Annotated in this window: 14 protein-coding genes; 12 read left to right on the top strand and 2 right to left on the bottom strand. The window is 69.5% G+C overall.

Going from position 1 to position 14,874, the window contains the following annotated elements; translation table 11 throughout:
- Positions 1 to 69 precede the first annotated feature (69 nt).
- The 9 genes from panC (at position 70) to OH735_RS16350 (ending at position 7,415) form a co-directional block, all read left to right on the top strand.
- Positions 70 to 1,113, top strand: a complete 1,044-nt coding sequence (gene panC, locus OH735_RS16390) for a pantoate--beta-alanine ligase (RefSeq protein ID WP_406382280.1) — start codon at positions 70 to 72, stop codon at positions 1,111 to 1,113.
- Complete coding sequence (locus tag OH735_RS16385) at positions 1,110 to 2,852, top strand: L-aspartate oxidase (RefSeq protein ID WP_406382279.1); 1,743 nt, start codon at positions 1,110 to 1,112, stop codon at positions 2,850 to 2,852. The genes panC and OH735_RS16385 overlap by 4 nt, the downstream gene beginning before the upstream one ends.
- A gap of 2 nt (positions 2,853 to 2,854) precedes the next feature.
- The gene (nadC, locus tag OH735_RS16380) at positions 2,855 to 3,898 is read left to right on the top strand and encodes a carboxylating nicotinate-nucleotide diphosphorylase (protein WP_406382278.1); all 1,044 of its coding nucleotides are present in this window, start codon (positions 2,855 to 2,857) and stop codon (positions 3,896 to 3,898) included.
- Complete coding sequence (locus tag OH735_RS16375; protein ID WP_389994719.1) at positions 3,898 to 4,695, top strand: type III pantothenate kinase; 798 nt, start codon at positions 3,898 to 3,900, stop codon at positions 4,693 to 4,695. Before nadC ends, OH735_RS16375 begins: the two co-directional genes overlap by 1 nt.
- A 140-nt stretch (positions 4,696 to 4,835) precedes the next feature.
- Positions 4,836 to 5,423 (top strand): hypothetical protein, encoded by a 588-nt coding sequence (locus tag OH735_RS16370; RefSeq protein WP_406386589.1) that lies wholly within the window; start codon positions 4,836 to 4,838, stop codon positions 5,421 to 5,423.
- A gap of 59 nt (positions 5,424 to 5,482) precedes the next feature.
- Positions 5,483 to 5,662 carry a hypothetical protein gene (locus tag OH735_RS16365; protein WP_406382277.1) on the top strand — a complete coding sequence of 60 codons (180 nt, stop codon included), beginning with the start codon at positions 5,483 to 5,485 and terminating at the stop codon, positions 5,660 to 5,662.
- Positions 5,663 to 5,807: 145 nt separating this feature from the next.
- Complete coding sequence (locus OH735_RS16360) at positions 5,808 to 6,368, top strand: BlaI/MecI/CopY family transcriptional regulator (protein ID WP_406386588.1); 561 nt, start codon at positions 5,808 to 5,810, stop codon at positions 6,366 to 6,368.
- 9 nt (positions 6,369 to 6,377) lie between these two features.
- Positions 6,378 to 6,935: an amino-acid N-acetyltransferase gene (locus tag OH735_RS16355; RefSeq protein ID WP_406382276.1), complete on the top strand. Its 558-nt coding sequence runs from the start codon at positions 6,378 to 6,380 to the stop codon at positions 6,933 to 6,935.
- A gap of 144 nt (positions 6,936 to 7,079) precedes the next feature.
- Positions 7,080 to 7,415: an Lsr2 family protein gene (locus OH735_RS16350; RefSeq protein WP_266746953.1), complete on the top strand. Its 336-nt coding sequence runs from the start codon at positions 7,080 to 7,082 to the stop codon at positions 7,413 to 7,415.
- Here OH735_RS16350 and OH735_RS16345 read toward each other — a convergent pair.
- Positions 7,394 to 8,002, bottom strand: a complete 609-nt coding sequence (locus OH735_RS16345) for an SCO3374 family protein (protein WP_406382275.1) — start codon at positions 8,000 to 8,002, stop codon at positions 7,394 to 7,396. The genes OH735_RS16350 and OH735_RS16345 overlap by 22 nt on opposite strands.
- A 428-nt stretch (positions 8,003 to 8,430) precedes the next feature.
- On the opposite strand from OH735_RS16345, the gene OH735_RS16340 reads away from it, so the two are divergent.
- Positions 8,431 to 10,959, top strand: coding sequence for an ATP-dependent Clp protease ATP-binding subunit (locus tag OH735_RS16340; protein ID WP_406382274.1), 2,529 nt, complete (start codon positions 8,431 to 8,433; stop codon positions 10,957 to 10,959).
- A gap of 806 nt (positions 10,960 to 11,765) precedes the next feature.
- Positions 11,766 to 12,476 (top strand): M23 family metallopeptidase, encoded by a 711-nt coding sequence (locus OH735_RS16335; RefSeq protein WP_406382273.1) that lies wholly within the window; start codon positions 11,766 to 11,768, stop codon positions 12,474 to 12,476.
- A gap of 20 nt (positions 12,477 to 12,496) precedes the next feature.
- Here OH735_RS16335 and OH735_RS16330 read toward each other — a convergent pair whose 3' ends face one another.
- Positions 12,497 to 13,081 carry a TetR/AcrR family transcriptional regulator gene (locus tag OH735_RS16330; protein WP_406382272.1) on the bottom strand — a complete coding sequence of 195 codons (585 nt, stop codon included), beginning with the start codon at positions 13,079 to 13,081 and terminating at the stop codon, positions 12,497 to 12,499.
- Positions 13,082 to 13,208: 127 nt separating this feature from the next.
- Here OH735_RS16330 and OH735_RS16325 point away from each other — a divergent pair, with 127 nt between their 5' ends.
- The gene (locus OH735_RS16325; protein WP_406382271.1) at positions 13,209 to 14,780 is read left to right on the top strand and encodes an MDR family MFS transporter; all 1,572 of its coding nucleotides are present in this window, start codon (positions 13,209 to 13,211) and stop codon (positions 14,778 to 14,780) included.
- The last annotated feature ends 94 nt before the right edge of the window (positions 14,781 to 14,874 follow it).

Here is a 14,874-nt window from a genome sequence, read left to right as displayed (position 1 = left end):
CCGCACAAGCCCACCCCACCTCCCCGGCCCGCTCAGCCCCCCAGGCCCGCCATGACCCACACCCCCCGCATGCCCCACACCGCCGCCCCGTCACAGGCCCCCGGCTCCGCCCCCGCGGCCACCCTTCTCCGTACGGCTGCCGAGCTCGCCGGGTTCGCGCCGCTCAAGGGGGTGCGGGCCGTCGTCATGACCATGGGCGCCCTCCACGAGGGCCACGCCACCCTGATCCGTACCGCACGCGCGGCCGCGGGCCCGAACGGCCAGGTCGTCGTCACCGTATTCGTCAACCCGCTCCAGTTCGGCGAGGCCGCCGACCTGGAGCGCTACCCCCGGACCCTCGAAGCCGATCTCGCCGTGGCCGGCGCCGCCGGGGCGGACGCGGTCTTCGCGCCGTCCGTCGACGAGGTGTACCCCGGCGGCGAACCGCAGGTCCGGATCTCGGCGGGCCCGATGGGCGAGCGGCTCGAAGGCGCGTCCCGGCCGGGGCACTTCGACGGGATGCTCACCGTCGTCGCCAAGATGCTGCACCTCACCCGCCCCGATGCCGCGTTCTTCGGGCAGAAGGACGCCCAGCAGCTGGCGCTGATCCGCCGCATGGTGCGCGATCTGAACTTCCCCGTGGAGATCGTCGGCGTGGAGACGGTCCGCGAGCCGGACGGCCTCGCGCTCTCCAGCCGCAACCGCTTCCTGGACGCCGAGGAGCGGCACACCGCCCTCGCCCTGTCCCGGGCCCTGTTCGCGGCGCGGGACCGGCTCGCCGCCCAGCAGGCGCTGCACGCCCGCGCGCAGACCACCGCGGCGACCACCGGCCGGGCCGCCGCGCTCACCGCGCTCGGCGAGACCCGGGCGGCCGCCGACACCCAGGCGGTGGCCCTGGCGCGTCCCGTGGACGGACCCGCCGCGGTGCGCGCCGCCGCGCGACTGATCCTCGACGACGCGTCCGCCGAACAGCCGCCGCTCGCCCTGGACTACCTGGCACTCGTGGACCCGGCCGACTTCACCGAGATCCCCGACGACCGAACCACCGGCGAGGCGATCCTCGCCGTCGCGGCGAAGGTCGGCAAGACCCGCCTCATCGACAACATCCCGTTGACCTTCGGAGCCACCACGTGACCGGAATACGGCTGACCGCCCCCGCCCCCGGCTGGTCCATCGACGCCGATGTCGTGGTCGTCGGATCCGGCGTGGCCGGTCTCACCACCGCGTTGCGCTGCGCCGCCGCGGGTCTCGCCACCGTCGTCGTCACCAAGGCCCGCCTCGACGACGGCTCCACCCGCTGGGCGCAGGGCGGCATCGCCGCGGCCCTCGGCGAGGGCGACACGCCCCAGCAGCACCTGGACGACACCCTGGTCGCGGGCGCGGGCCTGTGCGACGAGGCCGCGGTACGGACCCTGGTCACCGAGGGCCCCGACGCCGTGCGCCGGCTGATCGGGACCGGCGCCCACTTCGACACCACGGACAACGGCGACATCGCGCTGACCCGCGAGGGCGGCCACCACCGCCGCCGCATCGCCCACGCGGGCGGTGACGCGACCGGCGTCGAGATCTCCCGCGCCCTGGTCGAGGCGGTCCGCGAAGCCGCCCTGCACACCGTCGAGAACGCCCTCGTCCTCGACCTCCTCACCGACGACGAGGGCCGTACCGCGGGCGTCACCCTGCACGTCATGGGCGAGGGCCAGCACGACGGCGTCGGCGCGGTCCGCGCCCCCGCCGTGGTCCTCGCCACCGGCGGCATGGGCCAGGTCTTCTCCGCCACCACCAACCCGGCGGTCTCCACCGGCGACGGCGTGGCCCTGGCGCTGCGGGCCGGCGCGGAGGTCTCCGACCTCGAATTCGTCCAGTTCCACCCGACGGTCCTCTTCCTCGGCGCCGGCTCCGAGGGCCAGCAGCCCCTCGTGTCGGAAGCGGTACGGGGCGAGGGCGCCCATCTCGTCGACGCGTCCGGTACGCGCTTCATGACCGGGCAGCACGAACTGGCGGAGCTGGCCCCGCGCGACATCGTCGCCAAGGCCATCACCCGCCGGATGCAGCTGCACGGCACCGAGCACATGTATCTCGACGCCCGTCACTTCGGCGCCGAGATGTGGGAACAGCGCTTCCCCACCATCCTGGCGGCCTGCCGCGCCCACGGCATCGACCCGATCACCGAACCCATCCCCGTCGCGCCCGCCGCGCACTACGCCTCCGGCGGCATCCGCACCGACCTGCGGGGGCGTACGACCGTGCCCGGTCTGTACGCCTGCGGCGAGGTCGCGTGCACCGGCGTGCACGGCGCGAACCGGCTGGCGTCCAACTCCCTCCTGGAGGGCCTCGTCTTCGCCGAGCGCATCGCGGCGGGCATCGTCGAGGACCGGCCCCGCGCGGGCGCCGCGACCGCCGGCCGACTCCCCCTCCCGGCCCCGTTGCCGCTGCTCGCCCCCGAGGCGCGCGGCACGATCCAGCGGATCATGACCCGGGGCGCCGGAGTCCTGCGCTCCGCCGAGAGCCTGGCCACCGCCACCGAGGAGCTGGAGGCCCTGCACGACAGTGCCGCCGGCGAGGCCGAGCCCAAGGTCGCGGTGCCCGGCGTCGAGTCCTGGGAGACCACCAATCTGCTGCTCGTCTCGCGCGTCCTGGTCGCCGCCGCCCGTCGGCGCGAGGAGACCCGCGGCTGCCACTGGCGCGAGGACCGGCCCGAGCGCGACGACGAGAACTGGCGCCGCCACCTCGTCGTCCGGCTCACCCCGGAGCGTCAACTCGTCCTCCGTCGGACGGAGACCGAGGCATTTGGGCCCGTACGCCCGGCGCAGGCACCAGACTGCCCAGCAGCAGCACCCCTGATTCACCCCGTAGACCTCACCGAGGAGCCGTAACCGTGAGCACGCCCGAAGAGAATCCGCGCCCCACACCCGTGGACGTACCGCTGATCCAGATCGGCGCGCCCGCACCGTCCCAGGGCGGCTGCGGGGACGGCTGCGGCTGCGGTGAGGACGAGTACTACCAGATCAACCCCCTGGAGTGCGGCCTCGACCCCGACCTCGCCCAGCTCCTGGCCGACGCGGGCCTGGACCCGGTCCAGGTCGAGGACGTCGCGCACGTCGCCATCGAGGAGGACCTCGACGGCGGTGTCGACGTCACCACCGTCGCGACCGTCGCCGAGGACGCCGTGGCCACCGGCGACTTCACCGCCCGTGAGGCGGGCGTCGTGGCCGGTCTGCGCGTCGCCGAGGCCGTCCTGTCCATCGTCTGCACGGACGAGTTCGCGGTCGAGCGCCATGTCGAGGACGGCGACCGCGTCGTCCCCGGCCAGAAGCTGCTGACCGTCACCACTCGCACCCGCGACCTGCTCACCGGCGAGCGCAGCGCGCTCAACCTGCTCTGCAGGCTCTCCGGCATCGCGACCGCCACCCGCGCCTGGGCCGACGTCCTCGAAGGGACGAAGGCGAAGGTCCGCGACACCCGCAAGACCACCCCGGGCCTGCGCGCCATGGAGAAGTACGCGGTGCGCTGCGGCGGCGGCGTCAACCACCGCATGTCGCTGTCGGACGCGGCGCTGGTCAAGGACAACCACGTGATCGCGGCCGGCGGCGTGGCCGAGGCCTTCAAGCGGGTACGGGACGAGTTCCCGGACGTACCGATCGAGGTCGAGGTCGACACCCTGCAGCAGGTCCGTGAGGTCCTCGACGCGGGCGCCGACCTGATCCTGCTGGACAACTTCACCCCGCTGCAGACCGCCGAGGCGGTCGCCCTGGTCGGCGGCCGCGCGGTCCTGGAGTCCTCCGGCCGGCTCTCCCTGGACACCGCACGCGCCTACGCGGAGGCGGGCGTCGACTACTTGGCCGTCGGCGCGCTCACCCACTCCTCGCCGATCCTCGACATCGGCCTGGACTTCCGCGACACCGACGGGGTCGGCGCCTGATGCTGCTCACCATCGACGTCGGCAACACCCACACCGTCCTCGGCCTGTTCGACGGTGAGGAGATCGTCGAGCACTGGCGGATCTCCACCGATGCCCGCCGTACCGCGGACGAGCTCGCGGTGCTGCTCCAGGGCCTGATGGGCATGCATCCGCTGCTGGGCATGGAGCTGGGCGACGGCATCGAGGGCATCGCGATCTGCTCCACGGTCCCGGCCGTCCTGCACGAGCTGCGCGAGGTGACCCGCCGCTACTACGGCGACGTCCCCGCGGTCCTCGTCGAGCCGGGCATCAAGACCGGGGTGCCGATCCTGATGGACAACCCGAAGGAGGTCGGCGCGGACCGCATCATCAACGCGGTCGCCGCCGTCGACCTGTACGGCGGTCCGGCGATCGTCGTCGACTTCGGCACGGCCACCACCTTCGACGCGGTCTCCGCCCGCGGCGAGTACACCGGCGGTGTCATCGCGCCGGGCATAGAGATCTCGGTCGAAGCGCTCGGCGTCAAGGGCGCCCAGCTCCGCAAGATCGAGCTGGCCCGGCCGCGCAGCGTGATCGGCAAGAACACGGTCGAGGCGATGCAGGCGGGCATCATCTACGGCTTCGCCGGCCAGGTCGACGGTGTCGTCACACGGATGAAGAAGGAGCTGGCCGCCGACCCCGACGACGTCACCGTCATCGCGACGGGCGGCCTTGCGCCGATGGTGTTGGGCGAGTCCTCCGTCATCGACGAGCACGAGCCCTGGCTCACCCTCATCGGTCTGCGCCTGGTGTACGAGCGGAACATCGCCCGGATGTAGCTGATAAGGGGCGTACCTGCGGGAACGGCGCGGCGGCGGATCGGGGGCGCCGCCGCGCCGCCGACGACCCGTTAAGCGGATTTTGTCCATTTAGCACGTATTGTCGCGTCATGCCCACGCCTTACGGATCACGCGGCGGTATGGCGTTCAGCGCGGACGAGCTGCGTGTGCTCCGACGCGCCCTCTCCACCGCCCTTCACCCCACGCCCCTGCCCGACGAGGACGTCCAGGACTGCCTGCGGCTGGCGGGTGCCGTGGACGAGGCGGTCGGCGAGGCGGGACGGCTGCGCACGTTCCTGCTCGCCGACCTCGTCCGCTACCGCAACGCCCTCCCCGGCTCCGTCAGCGGCTACCTGGAGCTGCTCCAGGACGCTCTGGCGGGCGGATACGACCCCCGTCCCGACGACCTTGCCGCGCTGCGCGCCCTGCGCCACAGACCGGTGGCCGCGGCCCTCCTGGAGCGCTGTCAGGTGCTCGCGGAGCGCTCGGTACGGGCCCGCCTCGCCGGCCGCGCCGTGCCGGCGGTGGCCCCCGCGCCCCGCAGTCGGCTCCTCGCCCTGCCCGGCGGCCGGGCCGACGAAGCCGAACCCGAACGGCCGAAGGCCCCGGCGGCCCCGGCCCGGCCTGCCCGGCCCGCCCCGTCCCCCGGACGCCCGGCACCCAAGCCCTCCGAGGTCTTCCCGCCCCGCCGCCCGGTCCCGCCGCCGCAGCAGCGCGCCGCGGGATAGCCGCGCCGGACCCGGAGGGGCGCGCGGAAGTCCGTACCGGCCTCGCTACTCTGGATGCCATGGACTACGTATCTGCGCTCGTGCCCCCCGTGGTGATGGCCGCCTTCTTCATCGGCCTCGTCGTGACGATCGTCAAGAGCCAGGGCGGTCCCAACAAGGCCAAGGAGGATGCGGCGGTGGACTCGTTGCTCGGCCGCGCCGAGTCCGTCCAGCAGGCCCCACGGGCCGACGGAGTCTGATACTCCACTTCTCGCAGCACGCAAAGGGCGCACGACTCGTCAGGAGTCGTGCGCTCTTTCGCTGCGTAAATAACCGAGCATTCCCGGCATCTGGCACTAAAGTGACATTGTGCCCCGCCAATTGGGAGATCTGGAAGACGCCGTGATGACGCGGGTCTGGCAATGGAACCGTCCGGTCACCGTGCGGGAAGTCCTCGAGGACCTTCAGCAGGAACGCTCCATCGCCTACACCACCGTCATGACGGTAATGGACAATCTCCATCAGAAGGGCTGGGTGCGCAGGGAAGTCGACGGCCGCGCATATCGATATACGGCGGTCTCCACCCGCGCCGCATACTCGGCCGCACTGATGAACGAGGCCTGGTCGCGCAGCGACAACCCCGCCGCTGCTCTCGTCGCCTTCTTCGGCATGATGTCCGCCGAACAGCGCGAGGCGCTCCGGGACGCCATGCGGATCGTCCGCCCCGACTTGCCCGGGGCCTCCGAGTCCTCGACGCGGGAAGCGGCCGATGAAACCGCGGACGAAGGCAAACATGAAGCCGCCGATGAAGGCGAGCGCGAACCAGTCGATGAAGGCGAGCGCGAACCAGTCGATGAAGGCGAGCGTGAACCCGCGCACGAAGCCGCGGACGAACCGACCGATGAACAGGCCGGAGATCCGGCTGGAGATCCGGCCGATGGAGCGGGTCCGGAGTCCGGGCGATAGCGTCGGGGTATGTCCTCAGAGCTTCCACATACCGATTTGCGTACCGAACCGTCGGTTATAAACGTGGCCATCACCGTCCGCCGTGCCAGGACCAGCGATGTGACATCGGTCCGCCGTCTCCTCGACGGGTACGTACGTGAAGGCATCCTCCTGGACAAAGCGACGGTGACCCTTTACGAGGACATCCAGGAGTTCTGGATCGCGGAACGCGACGAGGACGCCCGGGTCATCGGCTGCGGTGCACTGCACGTGATGTGGGAAGACCTGGCCGAAGTGCGCACTCTCGCGGTCGACCACAGCATCCGGGGTGCCGGAGTCGGACATCAAGTACTGGACAAGTTGCTACAGACCGCCCGCTGGCTGGGCGTACGCCGGGTTTTCTGTCTCACCTTCGAAGTCGACTTCTTCGCGAAGCACGGCTTCGTGGAGATCGGAGAGACGCCGGTCGACGGAGATGTCTACAGCGAGCTGCTGCGTTCCTATGACGAGGGTGTAGCAGAGTTCCTGGGTCTCGAACGAGTGAAGCCGAACACCTTGGGCAACAGCCGGATGCTTCTGCACCTGTGACCGCCACAAGAAGCCGTAGCTCTATGTCCGAATCGCGCACGTTTCCCGTCTTCTTGCGATCGGGAACCTCTCCCGAGGGTTTGTGTTTTTCGGAGAAAAGCGGTTTCCTTTCCGCGTACTGCATTTTCGATGAAAGGAAATCCGGTGGCGCAGAAGGTTCAGGTCCTTCTTGTCGATGACCTCGACGGCGGCGAGGCGGACGAGACCGTCACGTTCGCTCTGGATGGCAAGACGTACGAGATCGACCTCACCACGAGCAACGCGGACAAGCTCCGTGGTCTTCTTGAGCCGTACACCAAGGGTGGCCGGCGTACGGGTGGCCGCGCGGCGGCCGGTCGCGGCAAGGGTCGCGCTGTTACGGGTGGCAACAAGGACACCGCGGAGATCCGTAAGTGGGCGCGCGAGAACGGTCACAATGTGAATGACCGTGGTCGTGTTCCCGCGGACATCCGTGAGGCTTACGAGAAGGCCAACGGCTGAGCTGTCGACTCATCGGTCGACCGCCCCGTTCGGGCGCGCATCAACTGGACCCGGTGGCATTCCGTCGCCACCGCGTCCACGAGCCGTACGAGATCGGGAGCACCCCCACCCCTGCTCCCGAGGCCGCCCAGGGCCGGTAGCTCCGGCTCTTCCTCGTGCCGCAGCCCGGGGGGCCGCAGCCATACGGCGGCCCCCGGCCGGCTCGGCACCCCGCCGGGCGGCACCGGCGCGATGATCCGGCCGCCCGCACCGATGGCGGTCAGCGAGAGGGCGACCCCGCCCCACTCCAGCCAGTCGAGCAGCCCGGGCAACTCGTCGGCGCTTCCCGCCGCGACCAGCAGGCTCATTCGCGTGCCTGCCAGTGCCACCGGCCCGCTGCGGCCGACCCGGCGCAGCGCCGCACGGCCGACGGCCGCGGGCACCTCCAGGACGTCGAACCGCAGCCCTGTCAGCAACCGCACCGGTGTGATGCCCTCCGTTGCCCAGCCGAGTTCGCGTTCGTACCACTGTGCCCACCGCGCGCAGGCGTCGAGGCCCTTCCGCCCGTCGGCGAACGACGGCGGGGGAGGCGGGACGGTGATGGCCATGCCGGAAGAACGCCCGGGCAGCATCAACGGTTACGCGGAGTCCGCAACCGGGTGCGCAGTGTGTCCGAGATGGGGGCGTAGAGGCGTATTCGGGAGCGTAAATATGTTCGCCCATAGCGGAGGGAACCGGCGTGCGCCGCATGGACTGTCTGTAATAGCGGGTAAGACATCCCTAGTGGGGAGGGGCGACACGCAGGCCCGGGCATCTCACGTTCGCCATCGGCGTACTGACGAAAGGCGTATCTGTCTGGCCTGCGGGAACATCGTCTCGCACCATCGGGTTGGAGCAGATGTCGGCGTTCGGGGCAGGAGGCCAAGGACGGTGTCGGCAGTTGGAATGAGCGGTCCCCGCTTGCGGGACTAAGCTGCGGAAGGACAGGGAGGGGACCGACCCCTTACTGCCTGACCGCTCTGAGGAGCGATTAACGATGTTCGAGAGGTTCACCGACCGCGCGCGGCGGGTTGTCGTCCTGGCTCAGGAAGAAGCCCGGATGCTCAACCACAACTACATCGGCACCGAGCACATCCTCCTGGGCCTTATCCACGAGGGTGAGGGTGTCGCCGCTAAGGCCCTGGAGAGCCTCGGGATTTCGCTCGAGGCGGTCCGCCAGCAGGTGGAGGAGATCATCGGCCAGGGCCAGCAGGCCCCGTCCGGGCACATCCCCTTCACCCCCCGGGCCAAGAAGGTCCTGGAGCTGTCGCTCCGTGAGGCCCTCCAGCTCGGCCACAACTACATCGGCACCGAGCACATCCTGCTCGGCCTGATCCGCGAGGGTGAGGGCGTCGCCGCCCAGGTCCTCGTGAAGCTGGGCGCCGACCTGAACCGGGTGAGGCAGCAGGTCATCCAGCTGCTCTCCGGGTACTCGGGCGGCAAGGAGGCGGCAACCGCGGGCGGCCCCGCGGAAGGCACGCCCTCCACGTCCCTGGTGCTCGACCAGTTCGGCCGGAATCTCACCCAGGCCGCTCGTGAATCCAAGCTCGACCCGGTCATCGGGCGCGAGAAGGAGATCGAGCGGGTCATGCAGGTGCTGTCCCGTCGTACCAAGAACAACCCGGTTCTCATCGGCGAGCCCGGCGTCGGCAAGACGGCGGTCGTCGAGGGACTGGCGCAGGCCATCGTCAAGGGCGAGGTGCCCGAGACCCTCAAGGACAAGCACCTCTACACCCTCGACCTCGGTGCGCTGGTCGCCGGCTCCCGCTACCGCGGTGACTTCGAGGAGCGCCTGAAGAAGGTCCTCAAGGAGATCCGCACCCGCGGCGACATCATCCTGTTCATCGACGAGCTCCACACCCTGGTGGGTGCGGGCGCCGCCGAGGGCGCGATCGACGCCGCCAGCATCCTGAAGCCGATGCTGGCCCGCGGCGAGCTGCAGACCATCGGTGCGACGACGCTCGACGAGTACCGCAAGCACCTGGAGAAGGACGCCGCGCTGGAGCGCCGCTTCCAGCCCATCCAGGTCGCGGAGCCGTCGCTGCCGCACACCATCGAGATCCTCAAGGGCCTGCGCGACCGCTACGAGGCCCACCACCGCGTCTCCATCACGGACGAGGCGCTGGTCCAGGCCGCGACGCTGGCCGACCGGTACATCTCGGACCGCTTCCTGCCGGACAAGGCGATCGACCTGATCGACGAGGCCGGTTCCCGGATGCGCATCCGCCGGATGACCGCGCCGCCGGACCTCCGCGAGTTCGACGAGAAGATCGCTGGCGTGCGCCGCGACAAGGAGTCCGCGATCGACTCGCAGGACTTCGAGAAGGCCGCGTCCCTGCGTGACAAGGAGAAGCAGCTCCTCGCCGCGAAGACCAAGCGCGAGAAGGAGTGGAAGGCCGGCGACATGGACGTCGTGGCCGAGGTCGACGGCGAGCTGATCGCCGAGGTCCTGGCCACCGCGACCGGCATCCCGGTCTTCAAGCTGACGGAGGAGGAGTCCTCCCGGCTGCTGCGCATGGAGGACGAGCTCCACAAGCGCGTCATTGGCCAGAAGGACGCCATCAAGGCCCTCTCGCAGGCGATCCGCCGTACGCGAGCCGGTCTGAAGGACCCGAAGCGCCCCGGTGGTTCGTTCATCTTCGCCGGCCCGTCCGGTGTCGGTAAGACGGAGCTGTCCAAGACGCTCGCCGAATTCCTCTTCGGTGACGAGGACGCGCTGATCGCCCTCGACATGTCGGAGTTCAGCGAGAAGCACACGGTTTCCCGCCTCTTCGGTTCTCCCCCCGGTTACGTGGGTTACGAAGAGGGCGGCCAGCTCACCGAGAAGGTGCGTCGCAAGCCCTTCTCCGTCGTCCTCTTCGACGAGGTCGAGAAGGCCCACCCCGATATCTTCAATTCCCTGCTCCAGATTCTGGAAGACGGTCGGCTGACCGACTCCCAGGGCCGGGTCGTGGACTTCAAGAACACGGTCATCATCATGACGACCAACCTCGGGACCCGGGACATCTCCAAGGGCTTCAACCTGGGCTTCGCCGCCCAGGGCGACGTCAAGACGAACTACGAGCGGATGAAGGTCAAGGTCAACGAAGAGCTCAAGCAGCACTTCCGCCCCGAGTTCCTCAACCGTGTCGACGACACGGTCGTCTTCCACCAGCTCACCGAGGAAGACATCATCCAGATCGTCGACCTCATGCTCGCCAAGGTGGACGAGCGCCTGAAGGACCGCGACATGGGCATCGAGCTGAGCTCGGAAGCCAAGTCGCTCCTGGCGAAGAAGGGCTACGACCCCGTGATGGGCGCCCGGCCGCTGCGCCGGACGATCCAGCGCGAGATCGAGGACATCCTCTCCGAGAAGATCCTCTTCGGTGAGCTGCGCCCCGGTCACATCGTGGTCGTCGGCATCGAGGGCGAGGGTGAGGAGAAGAAGTTCACCTTCCGCGGCGAGGAGAAGTCGGCGCTGCCCGACGTCCCCCCGATCGAGCAGGCGGCGGGCGGCGCGGGGCCGAACATGTCGAAGGACGTGTGAGGACGCGCCGAAGCGTGTGAGCGCTTGAGTGCCTGAGCGCCTGAAGGGGCTGCCCCGGAACCGTGAGAAACGGTCCGGGGCAGCCCCTTTTGCTGTGCCTGTGCCGTACCCGTGCCCGTGCCCGTCCATGCCCCCGTACCCGCCCGTGCCGTGCCCGTGCCCGTCCGTGCCCCCGTACCCGCCCGTGCCGTGCCCGTGCCCGTCCATGCCCCCGTACCCGCCCGTACCCGTGCCCGTGCCCGTCCGTGCCCCCGTACCCGCCCGTACCCGTGCCCGTGCCCGTCCGTGCCCCCGTACCCGCCCGTGCCGTGCCCGTGCCCGTCCGTGCCACCCCGTACCCGTCCGTGTCGCGCCCGGCGTCGAGCGCCTCGGAACGGTGAACCGGAACGGCTTCGCCCGTCGGCCGAAGGTCCCGGATCGGACGGGCTTCGGTCCCACCGGCGGTGACAAGGCACACAGCCCTTTCGGGGCCTACTAGCGGCGATAGGGGAGAGCGCCGCGGTCGCGGCAGGGACCTTTGACCCGGTGCGGGGAGGGGCCTTCGAGCCCCGAGGGGAAAGAACCTGAATCGCCATGTTTAGTCCGTTTGGACCGGTTTGGGGCTGGGGTTAAACCTGTCCGAAAAAGGAGTTTCGGTGCGTCCTGGTGGCGGGCGTGCGGAACCGGTGGCAGCGAATTCCCGAGGGCGCTGCTACGGCTTTTGTTCGTAGATGGGGTGTTTGAGCATAGGCGGGGTTGCGGGTTACCAAGGAATGGCCAGCCCGGCCTAAGCGCCGGGTCCAGTCATCTCCGGAGGATCTCCGCTTATGTCGAAGCGCGTTTCGTTCCAGCACTCCCGCCGCCCGTCCCTGTCCCGTGTCCGTGGCGCCGTGGTGGCAGCCGGCCTGGGGACGTCGATGGTTCTCGGTGCGGGCGCTGCGTTCGCGGCCGCCACGGCGGGCTCTCCCGGCGCCGCTAGCCTGATCAGCGACTCCTTGGCCGAGTCGGTCGCCCAGCAGGCGGCCGTCCAGGGCAAGGCTGCCAAGACGGCCGAGGCTGCCAAGGCGGCCGACGCCGCCAAGAAGGCGGCGGCCAAGGAGGCGGCCGCGAAGAAGGCTGCCGGCTGGCAGACCCCGGTGGGCCGCTACGTGCTGAGCGCGAGCTTCGGCAACGACGGCAGCCGCTGGGCCCACAAGCACTCCGGCCAGGACTTCGCCGTGCCGATCGGCACCAAGGTCGAGGCCGTGCACGGCGGCACCGTCGTGAAGGCCGGCCCGAACGGCGGCGGCGACGGTCCCGCGTACGGCAACGCCGTCGTGATCAAGCACGCCAACGGCACGTACTCGCAGTACGCCCACCTGTCGCGGATCGATGTGCGCATCGGCGAGACCGTGAAGACGGGCGAGAAGATCGCCCTCTCCGGCAACACCGGCAACTCCAGCGGCCCGCACCTGCACTTCGAGATCCGCCACACCGCCAACTACGGTTCCGCGGTCAACCCGGTCAGCTTCCTGCACAAGGAGGGCGTCTCGGTCTGATCCGACCGGGACGGACCCCGCTACTCGGCGGACTCCGGGCTCTGTGCCCGGGTGATGAGTTCGAAGGCGACTTCTTGGATGGCCTTGCGCTTCTCCTCGGGGTCGCCTTCGAGGTCCTTGAGGGCGAACATGCCCGCGTGCGTCGCGAAGAGCGCGGTGAAGCAGCGCACCTGGTCGGTCAGTGACGCGCCGGGCTCCTGGAGCAGGTCGACCAGGGCGACGACGCGTTCCTTGATGGTCACCCCGATGCTGAGGTCCCGTACGGCCGCCTGGTTCTCCTGCATGAAACGGAACAGCGGCGCGGCGCCGATCAGGGCCTCGCTGTAGCGGCTGAGGATCTCCTTCTTCGTCTCCAGGGTGCGCGGCTGCTCCTTGCCCCAGGCGAGCAGCTCCTCGACCGGACGGTTGAGGTCCTCGAAGATGCTGGCCAGGATGTCTTCCTTGGTCTTGAAGTGGTAGTACAGCGCGGCCTTGGTGACATCCAGCCGCTCGGAGATCTCGCGGAGCGAGGTCTTCTCGTAGCCCTGTTCGGCGAAGAGCTCCAGGGCGACGTCCTGAATGCGCTGGCGGGTGTTGCCACGGCGCTGCTGCGGCGTGTGGCCCATGAGGCTCTCCTTCAAAAAACTTACTTGACGCCCGGCTAGTTACGGGTCTACTTTCCCCAGTGTAGTCAACTAGCCGGGCGGCAAGTAAGTGTCTGGCCCGCACAGGGGATCAGGGGAGTGGGGACCAATGTCCGATCTGAAGAAGGCGGCTGGCGGAAAGGCGGCCGGTGCCGACCTGCCTGCCGGAAAACCGGGGAAGCAGCAGCGCAGTGTCCGGGTGGTGATGCTCGCCCTCATGATCGCGATGCTGCTCGCCATGCTGGACAACCTGATCGTCGGCACGGCCATGCCGACGATCGTCGGTGACCTGGGCGGTCTGGAGCATCTGTCCTGGGTCGTCACCGCGTACACCCTGGTCACCGCCGCTTCCACCCCCATCTGGGGCAAGCTCGGCGACATGTACGGGCGCAAGGGCATCTTCCTCACGTCCATCGTGATCTTCCTGGTCGGCTCGGTGCTGAGCGGAATGGCCCAGGACATGGGCCAGCTGATCGGCTTCCGGGCGGTCCAGGGGCTCGGCGCGGGCGGTCTGATCGTCGGCGTCATGGCGATCATCGGCGACCTCGTACCGCCCCGCGAACGCGGCAAGTACCAGGGCATGATGGCCGGCGTCATGGCCATCGCCATGATCGGCGGACCGCTGGTCGGCGGCACCATCACCGATCACCTCGGCTGGCGCTGGAGCTTCTACATCAACCTGCCGCTGGGCGCGGTCGCCCTCGCCATGGTCACCGCCGTGCTGCATCTGCCGAAGCGCGAGCGCGCCGCGGCGAAGGCCGACTACCTGGGCGCCGGGCTGCTGACCCTCGGCATCACCGCGATCGTGCTCGTCACCACCTGGGGCGGTTCGGAGTACGACTGGAACTCCGCTGTGATCATGGAGCTCATCGCGATCGGTGTCGCCTCGCTCGTCGGCTTCCTCTTCGTCGAGACCAAGGCCGCAGAACCGATCATTCCGCTGCACATATTCCGCAGCCGCAACTTCACCCTGATGTCCGTCGTCGGCTTCATGGTGGGCTTCGTGATGTTCGGCGCCGTGCTCTTCCTGCCCCTGTACCAGCAGTCCGTCCAGGGCGCCTCCGCGACCAACTCGGGCCTGCTGCTCCTGCCGATGCTGCTGGCGATGATGGTGGTCTCGCTGATCGCGGGACGGGTCACCACCAGCACCGGCAAGTACAAGATCTTCCCCATCGTGGGCTCCGCCCTGATGGTGACCGGTCTGTTCCTGCTCTCCCAGATGGACACCGCCACCACGCGATTGACCTCGGGCATCTACATGGCGGTGCTCGGCGCGGGCATGGGCTTCCTGATGCAGATCACGATGCTCGTCGCGCAGAACAGCGTGGAGATGAAGGACATGGGCGTCGCCTCCTCCGCGACCACCCTCTTCCGTACGCTCGGCAGCTCCTTCGGCGTCGCGATCATGGGCGCGCTCTTCACCGGACGGGTGCAGGACGAGATGGTGGCCCGCGGCGGCGGGGCAGCCACCGCGAAGTCCGCCCAGCTGGACGCGGCGAGCCTGGCGAAGCTGCCGGAGCAGGCGCGTGAGGCGTACCAGTACGCGGTGTCGTCCGGCACGCACATCGCGTTCCTGGTCGGCGCCTCGGTCGGCGTCGTCGCGCTGCTCGCGTCGGTGTTCGTCAAGGAGGTCCCGCTGCGGGGAGCGGGACCGGAGACCACGTCGTCGGACGACACGTAGCCACGGGACGCGGCCGCCGCTGCCAAGCAGGCCGAGGCCGTCTGACCCTTTCGCGGTGTACGAGCGGCGTACGAGCAGCGTGTGCGCGGCGTAC

The sequence above is a fragment of the Streptomyces sp. NBC_01618 genome (assembly GCF_045209435.1).
Lineage (GTDB): Bacteria > Actinomycetota > Actinomycetes > Streptomycetales > Streptomycetaceae > Streptomyces.
This window is presented reverse-complemented; position numbering and strand designations above follow the sequence as displayed.

Coding starts and splice junctions, on each gene's coding strand:
- OH735_RS16360 (WP_406386588.1), top strand. CDS start 5,808: ATGACGCGGGTCTGGCAATGGAACCGTCCGGTCACCGTGCGGGAAGTC.
- OH735_RS16330 (WP_406382272.1), bottom strand. CDS start 13,081: ATGGGCCACACGCCGCAGCAGCGCCGTGGCAACACCCGCCAGCGCATT.
- OH735_RS16325 (WP_406382271.1), top strand. CDS start 13,209: ATGTCCGATCTGAAGAAGGCGGCTGGCGGAAAGGCGGCCGGTGCCGAC.
- OH735_RS16370 (WP_406386589.1), top strand. CDS start 4,836: ATGGCGTTCAGCGCGGACGAGCTGCGTGTGCTCCGACGCGCCCTCTCC.
- OH735_RS16335 (WP_406382273.1), top strand. CDS start 11,766: ATGTCGAAGCGCGTTTCGTTCCAGCACTCCCGCCGCCCGTCCCTGTCC.
- OH735_RS16375 (WP_389994719.1), top strand. CDS start 3,898: ATGCTGCTCACCATCGACGTCGGCAACACCCACACCGTCCTCGGCCTG.
- OH735_RS16340 (WP_406382274.1), top strand. CDS start 8,431: ATGTTCGAGAGGTTCACCGACCGCGCGCGGCGGGTTGTCGTCCTGGCT.
- panC (WP_406382280.1), top strand. CDS start 70: ATGCCCCACACCGCCGCCCCGTCACAGGCCCCCGGCTCCGCCCCCGCG.
- OH735_RS16365 (WP_406382277.1), top strand. CDS start 5,483: ATGGACTACGTATCTGCGCTCGTGCCCCCCGTGGTGATGGCCGCCTTC.
- OH735_RS16355 (WP_406382276.1), top strand. CDS start 6,378: ATGTCCTCAGAGCTTCCACATACCGATTTGCGTACCGAACCGTCGGTT.
- OH735_RS16345 (WP_406382275.1), bottom strand. CDS start 8,002: ATGGCCATCACCGTCCCGCCTCCCCCGCCGTCGTTCGCCGACGGGCGG.